Annotated in this window: 12 protein-coding genes; 3 read left to right on the forward strand and 9 right to left on the reverse strand. The window is 64.0% G+C overall.

Annotated features, from left to right (window positions below):
* Nucleotides 1-47: 47 nt before the first annotated feature.
* Nucleotides 48-926 (reverse strand): LysR family transcriptional regulator, encoded by an 879-nt coding sequence (locus tag NIBR502773_RS01360; RefSeq protein WP_141155142.1) that lies wholly within the window; start codon nt 924-926, stop codon nt 48-50.
* 127 nt (nt 927-1,053) lie between these two features.
* On the opposite strand from NIBR502773_RS01360, the gene ampC reads away from it, so the two are divergent.
* On the forward strand, nt 1,054-2,208 hold the full coding sequence (gene ampC / locus NIBR502773_RS01365; RefSeq protein WP_141155143.1) for a class C beta-lactamase: 1,155 nt from the start codon (nt 1,054-1,056) through the stop codon (nt 2,206-2,208).
* A gap of 56 nt (nt 2,209-2,264) precedes the next feature.
* On the opposite strand, the gene dctM is transcribed toward ampC, so the two are convergent.
* From dctM to NIBR502773_RS01405, 8 genes are all read right to left on the reverse strand, one after another.
* Complete coding sequence (gene dctM / locus NIBR502773_RS01370; protein WP_027608528.1) at nt 2,265-3,545, reverse strand: C4-dicarboxylate TRAP transporter large permease protein DctM; 1,281 nt, start codon at nt 3,543-3,545, stop codon at nt 2,265-2,267.
* On the reverse strand, nt 3,545-4,177 hold the full coding sequence (locus tag NIBR502773_RS01375; protein ID WP_141155144.1) for a TRAP transporter small permease: 633 nt from the start codon (nt 4,175-4,177) through the stop codon (nt 3,545-3,547). The genes dctM and NIBR502773_RS01375 overlap by 1 nt, the downstream gene beginning before the upstream one ends.
* Before the next feature lie 47 nt (nt 4,178-4,224).
* Nucleotides 4,225-5,208 carry a TRAP transporter substrate-binding protein gene (locus tag NIBR502773_RS01380; RefSeq protein WP_141155145.1) on the reverse strand — a complete coding sequence of 328 codons (984 nt, stop codon included), beginning with the start codon at nt 5,206-5,208 and terminating at the stop codon, nt 4,225-4,227.
* 155 nt (nt 5,209-5,363) lie between these two features.
* Nucleotides 5,364-6,176 carry a CoA ester lyase gene (locus NIBR502773_RS01385; protein WP_141155146.1) on the reverse strand — a complete coding sequence of 271 codons (813 nt, stop codon included), beginning with the start codon at nt 6,174-6,176 and terminating at the stop codon, nt 5,364-5,366.
* Nucleotides 6,177-6,190: 14 nt separating this feature from the next.
* A complete protein-coding gene (locus NIBR502773_RS01390) occupies nt 6,191-7,384 on the reverse strand; it encodes a CaiB/BaiF CoA-transferase family protein (protein WP_115488380.1) in 1,194 nt (397 codons plus the stop codon).
* Nucleotides 7,385-7,393: 9 nt separating this feature from the next.
* Nucleotides 7,394-8,743, reverse strand: a complete 1,350-nt coding sequence (locus NIBR502773_RS01395; RefSeq protein ID WP_141155147.1) for an MmgE/PrpD family protein — start codon at nt 8,741-8,743, stop codon at nt 7,394-7,396.
* 10 nt (nt 8,744-8,753) lie between these two features.
* A complete protein-coding gene (locus tag NIBR502773_RS01400; protein WP_141155148.1) occupies nt 8,754-9,917 on the reverse strand; it encodes an acyl-CoA dehydrogenase family protein in 1,164 nt (387 codons plus the stop codon).
* A gap of 29 nt (nt 9,918-9,946) precedes the next feature.
* Nucleotides 9,947-10,765 (reverse strand): MaoC family dehydratase N-terminal domain-containing protein, encoded by an 819-nt coding sequence (locus tag NIBR502773_RS01405; protein WP_098479330.1) that lies wholly within the window; start codon nt 10,763-10,765, stop codon nt 9,947-9,949.
* A 248-nt stretch (nt 10,766-11,013) separates the two neighbouring features.
* On the opposite strand from NIBR502773_RS01405, the gene NIBR502773_RS01410 reads away from it, so the two are divergent.
* Both NIBR502773_RS01410 and NIBR502773_RS01415 read left to right on the forward strand, forming a co-directional pair.
* A complete protein-coding gene (locus tag NIBR502773_RS01410) occupies nt 11,014-11,904 on the forward strand; it encodes a LysR family transcriptional regulator (protein ID WP_115488385.1) in 891 nt (296 codons plus the stop codon).
* A gap of 33 nt (nt 11,905-11,937) precedes the next feature.
* A complete protein-coding gene (locus NIBR502773_RS01415) occupies nt 11,938-12,426 on the forward strand; it encodes a GFA family protein (RefSeq protein WP_137212544.1) in 489 nt (162 codons plus the stop codon).
* Nucleotides 12,427-12,514 lie beyond the last annotated feature (88 nt).

Below are 12,514 nucleotides of genomic sequence, written 5' to 3' on the forward strand. Positions count from 1 at the left end.
AGAACGCCGGCCCCAAGCAAATGTTTCATTATGTTTCAAAAATAAACTCAGACCCGCCCACCCTCCTCCAGCAACCATGCCTTGAAGGCCTGCATGGCCGAGGTTTCGGCCCGCGACTGCAGGCGCGTCAGCCAGTAGCTGCCGGTGCTGATGCCGACGTCGAAGGGCTGGCGAATCACATCACTCTCCAGTTGCCGCGAGAACATCATCGCCGGCGCCAGCGCCACGCCGCTGCCTTGCAGCGCCGCCTCCATCATCGCCAGCGACGAGTCGAACACGATGCTGCGCGGCACCAGGGTGTCGGCGGGCAGCCCGGCGGCCTGAAGCCACAGGCTCCACTCATCCGCACGGTAGGAGCGCAGCAGCGTGTGTTTCAACAGGTCGGCCGGCGTGTGCAACTGCGCGGCGAGTGACGGCACACACAGTACCGTCAGCGGCGCTTCCAGCAACTCCAGCGCATCCGTGCCGTGCCAGGCACCGGCACCGAAACGGATCGCGTAATCCAGGCCTTCGGCAGCCACGTCGACGCGGTTGTTGTGGGTGGACAGGCGCAGGTCGATGAACGGGTAGCGGCTCTGGAAGTCCGCCAGACGTGGCAGCAGCCAGCCGACGGCAAAGGTGCCGACCGCGCCCACGGTGAGTACCTCACGGTAATGCCCACCCTCGAACTGGCCCAAGGTGTGGGCAATACGGTCGAACGACTCGCGCACCACCGGCAGCAGGGTTTCGCCCTCGCGGGTGAGCATCAACCCGCGGGGCAGGCGCTTGAACAAGGTGACAGTGAGCTGCGCCTCCAGGCTCTTGACCTGATGGCTGACCGCCGCCTGGGTCACGCATAACTCGATGGCGGCGCGGGTAAAACTCAAATGTCGGGCGGCCGCTTCGAAGGCGCGCAAGGCGTTCAACGGTAAGTGGGAGCGGAGCATATTGACCCCAATATTTCTAATGACTGCTGCGAGATATCATCGTTTGCCCAGGACCGGCGAACGGCCTACATTTGCCTCGCCCGCGCAGGCCCTTCATTCAATCGATCATTCTCATGGAAGCGTTATCATGCCCCAACATTTACTGTCTGGCGTGCGTAATTTCACCGCCCTCGCGGTGTTTATCGCCGCCGGCAACTGCCTGGCGGCCACCGACCTGCAGGCGGTGGTGGATGCCAATGTAAAACCGCTGATGCAGCAGCAGTCGATTAACGGCCTGGTGGTCGGCGTGGTGCGGGCCGGCAAGGCGCAATACTTTAACTACGGCGTCGCCGCCACCGACACTCGCCAGCCGGTCAGCGAAAACACCCTGTTCGAAGTGGGCTCGGTAAGCAAAACCTTCACCGCGACCCTGGCCGGTTACGCGGTAGCCAGCGGCAAACTCACACTCTCCGACCCGGCCAGCCATTACCTGCCGGCACTGGGCGGCGGCACGTTCGACCGTATCAGCGTGCTCAACCTCGGCACCTACACCGCCGGCGGCTTGCCCCTGCAATTCCCCGCCAACGCGGATAACAGCCAGCGCATGATCAGCTACTTCCAGCAGTGGCAACCCGACTTCGCCCCTGGCACCCAGCGCCTGTATTCCAACCCGAGCCTGGGGTTGTTCGGCTACCTGGCGGCGCAGAGCCTCAAGCAGCCGTTCGATCAGGCGATGGAAAAGACCCTGTTGCCCGCGCTCGGGCTCAAGCACACCTTCATCAAGGTGCCGCAGAGCCAGATGAGCCTGTACGCCCAGGGCTATGGCAAAGATGGCAAACCGGTACGCGTCGGCCCCGGCGCCCTGGACAGCGAGGCCTACGGCATCAAGACCAGCGCTGCGGACTTGCTGAAGTACGTTGACGCGAACATGCACCCGGCGACGCTGGATAAAACCCTGCAGCAGGCGATCAGCGTGACTCACACGGGCTACTACAGCGTGGACGGCATGACCCAGGGCCTGGGTTGGGAAATGTACCCCTACCCCATCCCGCTCGATAGGTTGATGGCCGGCAACTCCACACCCATGGCAATGGAACCGCATGCGGTCAACTGGCTGACCCCGCCCCAGGCGCCCCACACCGACACCCTGGTGAACAAGACCGGCTCCACCAATGGGTTTGGCGCCTACGTGGCGTACGTGCCGAGCAAGGGAGTGGGCGTGGTGATATTGGCGAACAAGAACTACCCGAATGCCGTACGGGTAAAGGTCGCCCATGCAATTTTGAGTGCGCTGGACCACTAACGGTGGAGGGGCCGGTGCGACGATTCGACTGGCCCCCTCCCACCTATTGACCCGCGCTACATCCCCAGCCAATGCGGCAAGGCCAGCGAGATAAACGGCAAGTACGTGACCATGATCAGGAACACCAACAGGATCATCAGCCACGGCAACGCCGCACGAATGGTCTGCCCCAGCGTCAACCCGGTCACCGCCGAGGTCACGAACAGGTTCAGCCCCACCGGTGGGTGCACCAGGCCGATTTCCATATTGACCACCATCACGATGCCCAGGTGAATCGGGTCGATGCCCAGCTTCATGGCGATCGGGAAGAAGATCGGCGCCAGGATCAGCACGATGGCCGAAGGCTCCATGAAGCTGCCGGCGATCAGCAGCACCACGTTGACCATGATCAAAAAGCCAATCGGCGTCAGGCCCTCGGACAGCACCCAGGCGGTGATTTCCTGGGGGATCTGCTCGGTGGTCAGCACATGGGCGAAGAGCATGGCATTGGCGATGATAAACATCAGCATGATCGCCAGGCGCCCGGACTCCAGCAGTACCTTGGGGCAGTCGCGCAGCTTCATGTCCTTGTAGACGAACAACGCTACAAAGGCCGAGTACACCGCCGCCACCGCCGCCGCTTCGGTGGGGGTGAACATGCCGCTGTAGATGCCGCCGAGGATGATCACCAGCAGCAACAGGCCCCAGAACGCGCGGCGCGCACAGCTCAGCCACTCACGAAACGTCGCCCGTGGCTGGGCCGGCAGCTTCTTGATGCGCGCGACAATGTAGATCGCCACCATCAGCATCAGGCCCAGCAGCAAGCCCGGGATCACCCCGGCCATGAACAGCTTGCCCACCGAGGTTTCCGTCGCCGCCGAGTACACCACCATCACGATCGACGGCGGAATCAGGATGCCCAGGGTGCCGGCGTTGCAGATGATCCCCGCGCCGAATTCCTTCGGGTAACCGGAGCGCACCATGCCCGCCACCGCAATCGACCCCACCGCCGCCACCGTCGCCGGGGATGAGCCGGACAGCGCCGCAAACAGCATGCACGCCAGTACCGCCGCAATCGCCAGGCCGCCACGGATATGCCCGACACAGGCGTTGGCAAAGTCGATCAGCCGCTGCGCCACGCCGCCGGTGGTCATGAACGCACCAGAGAGCAGGAAGAACGGGATCGCCAGGAAGGTATAGGCGTCGGAGGTTTCGAACAGCTTGATCGCCAGGGAACTGACCGAGTCCGGGCTGAACATCAGGATCGACACCGCGCCCGACAAACCCAGCGCGATGGCAATCGGCACGCCGAGGAACATGAACACGAACAACAGCAGGAACAGACAGAGCACGGCCATCAGTGACGCTCCCCATGGCTGCCGGCCAACTTGCTGGCCTCACCGGCCTCGTCGGCCAGCCCCAACCCGACCTGACGGCGGGTAAAGATGCGGTAGAAAATTTCCAGGTAGCGGATAAACACCAGGGCAAAACCGATGGGCACGATGATCACGATGTCACCCACGTCGATGCCGAACTGGTCGAGGTCTTCAGCGCCGATATGGGCGGTCATCACCGCGCTGACCCACTTGTAGCTGGCGACCATGAACAGCCCGGCATAGGCCAGGCAACACAGGCAGGCGAGCATGCCCAGCACGCGCTGCACCGGACGCCGGGTCAGCTTGACCAGCGCGTCCACCCCCAGGTGCCCGGCGGTGCGCACCCCATAGGAAATGCCGAAGAAAATCAGCCAGCCGAACATGGCCTTGGTCAGCGCCACGCTCCAGGTCATGTCCTGGGCCCAGGTCATGGTGCCGTCGCCCAGGGCGCTGAAGAAGTTGCTGCTGAAGGCCCACTTGTCGGCCAGGGCAAAGAACAGCGTGTAGATGTTGTTGAGCATGACGTAGACGAATGTCACCAGGGTCATGGCCGCCAGCAGGAAGGCAATAAAGCCTTCCTCCAGGTGCTCCCAGACGCGCCTTAGCGTTTGCATGGCAAAACCTCGCGAAAGCAAATGAGATGTCAGGGCGGAAACCGGCCTTACTGGTTGGCGGCATCCGCCGCCTTGATCAGATCAGCCCCGATCTCGCCTTCGAACTTCTGCCATACCGGGCGCATCGCGTCGCGCCACAGCTGGCGTTGCTCGGGGGTCAGCTCGATGATTTCGCTGGTCCTGGCCTCGACGATCTTCTGCCTGGCCGACTGGTTCAGGGCTTCGGCCTGTTTGTTCACCTCCACGGTGACCTCGACCATGACCTGCTCCAGGGTGCTGCGGATGTCGGGCGGCAGGCCGTTCCAGAACGTGGCATTGGTGATGACCATGTAGTCGATCAGGCCATGGTTGGATTCGGTGAAGTACTTCTGCACTTCGTTGACCTTCTGGCTTTCATAGTTCGACCAGGTGTTCTCGGTGCCATTCACGGTGCCGGTCTGCAAGCCCTGGTACACCTCGGCAAAGCTCATCTTGCGTGGGTTGGCGCGGATCGCCTTGAACTGTTCCTCCAGCACGCTGGAGGCCTGCACGCGGAATTTCAGGCCACGGGCGTCCTTGGGTTCATGCAGCGCCTTGTTGGCGGAGAGTTGCTTGAGGCCGTTGTGCCAATAAGCCAGGCCGAGGATGTTCTTGTTCTGCATCGAGGTCAGCAGTTGCTTGCCCTCGGCGGCCTGGAAGCGGTCGACGGCGGCCAGGTCGTTGAACAGGAACGGCAGGTCATAGATCTGCACTTGCCGGGTGTATTGCTCGAACTTGGCCAGGGACGGCGCCAGCATCTGCACGTCGCCCAGCAGCAGGGCTTCCATTTCCTTGCCGTCACCGAACAGTGACGAGTTGGGGTACACCTCGACCTTGACCTTGCCTGGCAAGCGTTCTTCGGCGAGCTTCTTGAACAGCAACGCGCCCTGGCCCTTGGGGGTGTTTTCAGCGACCACGTGGGCGAACTTGATCACGATCGGGTCCGCCGCCTGGGCCAGGCCTGCGGCAAACAAGGTGGCGGCGCAGAACAGCGCCCGAGAAAGCTTGAGCATGGAAATCACCTTCTTATTGTTGTGTTGTAGGGCAAGGTGCCTGATATGACGCGTGTAGTGAATTTCGAATTTTTGATACCTGCGTTCGGCCACGCCGAACACCAACCTCAAGAAAAATGCAGTTCCCCCTCCCACATTTGATTCGGCTCCGTCAGCTATGACTGTGCGAGCAACCGCTGCGCCCGCAACAACACCGGCGCATCCACCATCTGCCCATCAATCTGGTAAGCCCCCGCCCCATGCGCCCCCGCGTCCACCACCCGCTGCGCCCAGGCCAGGTCTGCGGCGCTGGGCGCCAACGCTTCATGGATCACCGCCACCTGCCTGGGATGGATACACAACGCGCCGGCAAAGCCCATTTCATAGGCATGCCGGATCGAACGGCGCAGGCCGTCGGGGTCGTCGATAGCCGGGTGCACGCCATCCAGTGGCGCCACCAGGCCAGCCGCGCGGGAGTGCACGATCAGCGCCAGGCGTGCCTGGTCGAGGGCGAACTGCGCGGCCGGGGAGTTGCTGCTCAGGTTGAGGTCCAGCGCCAGGTCCAGGCCGCCGAATGACAGACGTTCGACCTGCGGCGCCTGGGCGATGTCGGCCAGCGCCAGCAAGCCGCGGGCACTTTCGATAATCGGCCAGATCAGCTTGCCCGCCGTGGCGACCACCGCCACCTGGGCCGCGCTTTCCACTTTCGGCAGGAGTACACCCGCCACGTTGGCGTGGGCTTTGCAAAACGCCACATCATCGAAATGCCCGGCATGTTCCGGCGCATTGATGCGCACCCACACCCGGGCCTGCGGGTGACTTTGCAGGAACGCCCCGAGGTTATCCCGCGCCTGGCGCTTGAGCGGCTCTTCCACCGCGTCTTCGAAATCCACGATCACGGCGTCGGCGCCACTGGCCAGCGCCTTGGCAAAGCGTTCCGGTCGGCTGCCGGGAACAAACAGCGCAGAGCGCACAAGAGGGTTAGGCATAACGGACTTCCTTATTAGATAACGCCGCGCGCACGCAGGCTGTCGATGGCATCGCCGGAGTAACCGAGCTGCTCGAGGATGCCCTGACTGTGCTGCCCCAGCGCCGGTACAGCGTCCATGCGCGGGGTAAACGCCCCGTTGCGCGCCGGCGGCAGCAGCGACGGCAGCGGGCCGGCAGGGCTTGCGACTTCACGCCAACTGTCGCGGGCCTTGAGCTGCGGGTGGTCCCACACGCCTTGCATATCGTTGACGCGGGCACTGGCGATCTGCGCGTCCTCCAGGCGCTGGATCACGGCCTCGGCATCCAGTTGGGCAAAGCTGTCGACGATGATCTGGCGCAGCGCCTCGCGGTTGGCCGAGCGCTTGAAGTTGGCGCTGAAGCGCTCATCCGTCGCCAGCCCAGGCGTGAGCAGGACCTTGTCGCAGAACGCCGCCCATTCGCGCTCATTCTGCAAACCGAGCATCACCGTGCCGCCGTCACCGGTGGGAAACGGCCCGTAGGGGTAGATGGTCGAGTGCGCCGCGCCGGCACGTGGGGGTGGAGGCGCACCGTCGAAGGCGTAGTACATCGGGTAGCCCATCCATTCCACCAGGCTTTCGAGCATGCTCACGTCGATGCGGCTGCCCTGCCCCGTCTTGCCGCGCAGCAGCAGCGCGGAAAGGATGCCGCTGTAGGCGTACATGCCGGCGGAGATGTCGGCGATGGAGCAACCGGCCTTGGCCATCTGCTCGTCACCCGGGCCACCGGTCACCGACAGAAAGCCGCCCTCGCTCTGGATCAGCAGGTCATAGGCTTTCTTTTTCTCGTAGGGCCCGCCTTCGCCGTAGCCGGAAATGTCGCAGACGATCAGCCGTGGAAAGCGTGCATGCAGCGCCTCGAACGACAGCCCCATGCGCGCCGCCGCGCCCGGTGCAAGGTTCTGCACCAACACATCGGCATCGGCCAGCAGGCTGTCGAGGATGGCGTCGGCTTCGTCCTGCTTGAGGTCCAGGGTGAGGCTTTCCTTGGAGCGGTTGGTCCACACGAAATGCGAGGCCAGGCCACGCACGCGCTCATCGTAGCCACGGGCGAAGTCACCGGCACCGGGGCGTTCGATCTTGATCACGCGGGCGCCGAGGTCGGCCAGTTGACGGGTGCAAAAGGGCGCGGCAATCGCGTGTTCCAGGCTGACAACGGTGATGCCGTCCAGCGGTCGTAGGTCAGTCATGACAGTTCCTCAGAGCCAGTGGGCCATGGACGCGGCGTTGCGCACATCCCAGACCCTGGCGATCAATGTGTCGGCCTGGGCCGGTGTGCGGGCGTGACTGAACCGGGCGAGGCGCTGGAATTTATCCGCCAGCTCTTCACGGCTCAGGGTGTTGCCCGGGTCGCCCTTGGGTTCGTCGATGGCGCCGTGCAGGGTGCGGCCGTCAACCGTGGTGACGGTGACGCGGCCGAGCCAGCGCTGCGGGTAGGCGCCATCGACCTCGGGGTCGAGGGTCATGCTGACCCTGTCGCGAAAGGCGGCGACGGCGGGATCGGTCAATGCCTGTTCGTGGAACTCGGTGAGCCCGGCCTTGCCATGCACGGCGATCAACCCCAGCACGGTGCCCATGGAGAACTTGGCCTGATGCACGCTGGTCGGCACGCTTACCCGCCCCAGCACATCAATGGCGCCTTGGTGCACACGGGTCTCCACACCGGCGATATCGCCGGCCTCCAGGCCTTCGCGTTGCATCAACGCCAGCAGAGCATCGGCGGCCGGATGGGTATGGCGGCACGCCGCGTGGAACTTGAACGAGGTCTCCAGCAGCGCCCAACGGCTACCAAGGCCAGCCGACAATTTGCTCGGTTCGGCATCCGTGGACATGCCCGCCGCCAGGCCCTGGTCGCCTTCGAGGATATTGCGCGCACCGGTCAGGCCATCCGCCGTCAGGTACGCGGCGAGCAAACCGTCCGCGGCCGCCTTGGCCGTGTGCAGTTGCTTGGAGTCGGCGGCATCGCGCAGGAACTCCCACAGCCCGGCGGCCTGGGTGCCGGCGCTGCCGAGCAGATGGGTGAACTGGTCCTGATTGAAATCCAGCAACTTGCCCACCGCCACGGCCGCCGCCAGGGTGCCCACCGTGGCCGTGGTGTGGAAGATGCGGTAGTGGGAGCGCCCCATGAATTCGCCGATGCGGATCCCTGCCTCATAACCGGCTACCGAGGCCAGCAACAAGTCGCGGCCGGATTTACCGAGGTCCTGGGCGGCGGCCAAGGCAGCGGGAAACACCACGGTGGCCGGGTGCAGCACCGAGCTGTTGTGCAGGTCATCCTGCTCCACCAGATGGGACGAGGCGCCGTTGACCAACGCGGCGAAGTACGCGCTGCTGCCGGTGCCATTGACGATCACCTGGGCCGGGCCGCTGCTCGGGCCCATCTTCTGGGCATAGCGCTCGAACAACGGGATCGGGTGCGCGCCCTGGCTGGCCAACGCGGACGCCAGCCAATCCAGGAACAGGTCTTCGGTGCGCGCCAGCACGGGTTCGGGCAACTGCTCGTAGGCCAGGTCGGCCAGGAACCGACACAGGGCTTGGGTATGGCTCATGGGCAGGCCCTCAGAAACTGCGTGGCAGCTCGAGCAGGTGCTCGGCCACGTAGGACAGGATCAGGTTGGTGGAGATCGGCGCCACCTGGTACAGGCGCGTCTCGCGGAATTTGCGCTCGACGTCGTACTCACAGGCAAAGCCAAAGCCGCCGTGGGTCTGCAGGCAGGCATTGGCCGCTTCCCAGGACGCCTTGGCCGCCAGGTACTTGGCCATGTTCGCGCTGGCGCCGGCATTCGCGCCGCTGTCGTATTCCGCACAGGCGCGCCAGCGCATCAGGTCGGCCGCTTCGACTTCGATATGGGCTTCGGCAATCGGAAACTGCACGCCCTGGTTCTGCCCGATGGGCCGGCCGAACACCACGCGGTCGCGGGCGTAGGCGCTGGCCTTGTCGATAAACCAGCGGCCGTCGCCGATGCATTCGGCGGCGATCAGGGTGCGTTCGGCATTGAGGCCGTCGAGAATGTATTTGAAGCCCTTGCCCTCCTCGCCGATCAAGCTATCGAGGGGCAGTTCAAGGTTGTCGAAGAACAACTCATTGGTCTCGTGGTTGACCATGTTCGCGATAGGCTGCACGGTCAGGCCGTTGCCGATGGCCTCACGCAGATCGACCAGGAAGATCGACATGCCTTCGGACTTTTTCTTCACCTCGGCCAACGGCGTGGTGCGCGCCAGCAGGATCATCAGGTCGGAATGCTGCACCCGCGAGATCCAGACTTTCTGGCCGTTGATCAGGTATTTGTCGCCACGCTTGATCGCGGTGGTCTTGATCTTGGTGGTGTCGGTGCCGGTGGTGGGCTCGGTGACGGCCATGGATTGCAGGCGCAATTCGCCACTGGCGAGCTTGGGCAGGTAGAAGCGTTTTTGCGCCTCGCTGCCGTGACGCAACAGGGTGAACATGTTGTACATCTGCCCGTGCACGGTGCCGGAGTTACCGCCGCAGCGGTTCACCTCCTCGAGGATCACCGAGGCTTCGGCCAGGCCCAGGCCGGAGCCGCCGTACTCCTCGGGAATCATCGCCGACAGCCAGCCGGCGTCGGTCAGCGCCTTGACGAAGGCTTCGGGGAAGCCCTTTTCTTCGTCGATCCGACGCCAGTAGGCCGCGTCGAATGCGGCGCACAAGGCGCGCACGCCGTCGCGGATGGCGTTGAGTTCTTCGTTGTCATTCGGGTTCATCTCACGGCTCTCCGCCTGTTGTTCTTGGCTTATTCGAAATGCACTTCAGCGGTTTGCGCCAGGCCATCGGTATTCCCGGCCCACAACGCCGCCACCCCGGTGTCACTGATGCGACCGCCCACGGCAAACGGCTGCGGCGCAATCAACGGGCGCACGCCGCGGTAGGCAAAACGCCGCACGCTGGCTTCGGGATGGGCGCGGCAAAACGCGCGCAGGCTCAAGGTCGCGATCAGCGGGCCATGCACCACCAGCCCGGCGTAGCCTTCGGTGCCGGTGACATAGGGGTAGTCGTAGTGAATGCGGTGACCGTTGAAGGTCACGGCGCTGTAGCGAAACAGCAGGGTCGGCGTGGGGTCGATGGTTTCCTGCCACTCGCCCTGGGCCGGGGCCTCGCCGCTGCCCGGCTTGGGCGGCGTCGGCTCGCGGTAGACGATGTCCTGTTCTTCGCGGATCGCCAGGCGACCGTCCTGGGCATAGTCATGACGCACGGTGACAAACAACAGCGAGCCGCTACGGCCGGTCTTTTCTTCGACCTGGGTGATGGTCGACACGCGGGTGGCCGCCTCGCCGGCCCGCAGCGGGTGCAGGAACTCGATACGCCCGCCCGCCCACATGCGATTGCGGTTATCCGCCGGCGGCAGGAAGCCGCCACGGGCCGGGTGGCCGTCGCCGCCCAGGGCGCTTTCCGGCAGCGGGTCCTGGAAGAAGCACCACTGCCACAGCGGCGGCAGGTCCGCGCCCTGCTCGGGGACGGCTTCGCCAAAGGTGGCGGCAATGCGTTTGAGCAGGTTATGGCTCAGGTGGTCGTGGGCGGTTTCGCTTCGGCCGATCCAGTCAGTGGCGCTCATCAGGTACAGGTCCTCGGGCAGTGAGTGTCTGCCCCGGATCATGCAAGCGCCGGCCCGTTCTGAGAATTTGCATTTCAATAAACCAGCGTTCGGTTATGCTGAACGCCGCATTCCAACCCGTACCGTTTGTGGCGAGGGCGCTTGCTCCCGCTGGACCGCGCAGCAGGCCTGGTTTTTTGCGGCCGCTTTGCGCCCCAACGGGAGCAAGCTCTCCCTCGCCACAGGTCTTCGCAAGCCTGGAGTTTTGCATGCACTTCGACCTGGCCGACCTGCGCCTGTTTATCCATATCGCCGAATCCCCCAGCCTGACCCAGGGCGCCAGGCGTGCGTTCCTCTCGCCGGCCGCCGCGAGTGCGCGGATCAAGGCGCTGGAAGGCCAGCTCGACACCCGCCTGCTGTACCGCGATAGCCGTGGCGTAGAGATCACCCCGGCGGGTGAACGGCTGCTGCACCATGCGCGGTTGATCATGCGCCAGGTGGATTACCTCAAGAGTGAGTTCACCCAATACGGCGTGGATTCCGCCGGGCATATCCGCATCTTCGCCAACACTACGGCGGTCACCGAGTTCCTCCCGGAGGTGCTGGCCGGCTTCCTGTCCCAGCGCCCTGGCGTGACCGTCGACCTGCAGGAGCGTTTGTCCCGCGATATCGTGCGCGGCGTGCTGGATGGCACCAGTGACATGGGCATCATCGCCGGCCCCGTGGAGGCGGCGGGTTTGCAGGTGCTGCACTTCAGCACCGACAAACTGGTGCTGATGGTGCCCGTCGGCCACGCCCTGGCCGATCAAGCCTCGGTCACCCTGGAGCAGACCCTGGCTTATCAACATATCGGCCTGCATGAAGGCAGCACCTTGCTCAGCTTCCTGCGTGAACACGTCGAGCGGTTGGGCAAGCAGTTGTCGCTGCGTATCCAGGTGTCGAGTTTCGAGGCGATTTGCCGGATGGTCGAAGCGGGCGTGGGCATCGGCATCATCCCCGAGTCCGCCGCCGTACGGCACAGCCGCACCATGCAACTGGTGGCGGTGACGCTGGATGAGCCGTGGGCGATTCGCGAGCGCAGTATTCTGGTCAGGGAGCTTGAGGCACTGCCCGGCACCATACGGGCATTGATTGCCACGTTGATGCCGCAAAGCACCTAAGCTCAGAAGTCACCTTGCCAGAGGAAACCTCCCATGCAGCTTGAAGGATCCTGCCACTGCGGCGCCGTGACGTTCAGCCTCACCAGCGCCCACCCGTACCCTTACCAGCGTTGCTATTGCTCGATCTGCCGCAAGACCCAAGGCGGCGGCGGTTATGCAATCAACCTGGCCGGGGATGCCAATAGCTTGCAAGTGCGCGGGCGCAAACAGATTTCGATCTACCACGCCCGGCTCAAACCCGAGGGCGCCAGCCGTGCCCATGCGAGTAGCGCCGAGCGGCATTTCTGTTCGCAGTGCGGCACTGCGCTATGGCTGTTCAGCCCGGAGTGGCCGGAGCTGATCCACCCGTTTGCCTCGGCCATCGACACGCCGTTGCCGGTGCCGCCGGCGCATACGCACCTGATGCTGGGCTCAAAGGCGCCGTGGGTCGAAGTCAGCGTGCGCAAGGGCGACCTGCAGTTTGATGAATACCCCGAAGAATCCATCGCGCAGTGGCATGAACGCCATGGGCTCAGCCGTTAACAGTCTTTGACAGTTTCCCGACAAAGCTCGCAAAGATTGTTGGACAGCCCTTCCCTAGCATTCGAGCATCCAAACAGCCATTCGGGTG

The organism is Pseudomonas sp. NIBRBAC000502773 (assembly GCF_006517195.1).
In the GTDB taxonomy this organism is placed as follows: Bacteria; Pseudomonadota; Gammaproteobacteria; order Pseudomonadales; family Pseudomonadaceae; genus Aquipseudomonas; species Aquipseudomonas marginalis.

What these genes read in the sequence shown, in the direction of transcription:
- NIBR502773_RS01390 (WP_115488380.1), bottom strand. Translation starts at nt 7,384, where the DNA reads ATGACTGACCTACGACCGCTGGACGGCATCACCGTTGTCAGCCTGGAA.
- NIBR502773_RS01400 (WP_141155148.1), bottom strand. Translation starts at nt 9,917, where the DNA reads ATGAACCCGAATGACAACGAAGAACTCAACGCCATCCGCGACGGCGTG.
- NIBR502773_RS01415 (WP_137212544.1), top strand. Translation starts at nt 11,938, where the DNA reads ATGCAGCTTGAAGGATCCTGCCACTGCGGCGCCGTGACGTTCAGCCTC.
- dctM (WP_027608528.1), bottom strand. Translation starts at nt 3,545, where the DNA reads ATGGCCGTGCTCTGTCTGTTCCTGCTGTTGTTCGTGTTCATGTTCCTC.
- NIBR502773_RS01385 (WP_141155146.1), bottom strand. Translation starts at nt 6,176, where the DNA reads ATGCCTAACCCTCTTGTGCGCTCTGCGCTGTTTGTTCCCGGCAGCCGA.
- NIBR502773_RS01380 (WP_141155145.1), bottom strand. Translation starts at nt 5,208, where the DNA reads ATGCTCAAGCTTTCTCGGGCGCTGTTCTGCGCCGCCACCTTGTTTGCC.
- NIBR502773_RS01360 (WP_141155142.1), bottom strand. Translation starts at nt 926, where the DNA reads ATGCTCCGCTCCCACTTACCGTTGAACGCCTTGCGCGCCTTCGAAGCG.
- NIBR502773_RS01395 (WP_141155147.1), bottom strand. Translation starts at nt 8,743, where the DNA reads ATGAGCCATACCCAAGCCCTGTGTCGGTTCCTGGCCGACCTGGCCTAC.
- ampC (WP_141155143.1), top strand. Translation starts at nt 1,054, where the DNA reads ATGCCCCAACATTTACTGTCTGGCGTGCGTAATTTCACCGCCCTCGCG.
- NIBR502773_RS01375 (WP_141155144.1), bottom strand. Translation starts at nt 4,177, where the DNA reads ATGCAAACGCTAAGGCGCGTCTGGGAGCACCTGGAGGAAGGCTTTATT.
- NIBR502773_RS01410 (WP_115488385.1), top strand. Translation starts at nt 11,014, where the DNA reads ATGCACTTCGACCTGGCCGACCTGCGCCTGTTTATCCATATCGCCGAA.
- NIBR502773_RS01405 (WP_098479330.1), bottom strand. Translation starts at nt 10,765, where the DNA reads ATGAGCGCCACTGACTGGATCGGCCGAAGCGAAACCGCCCACGACCAC.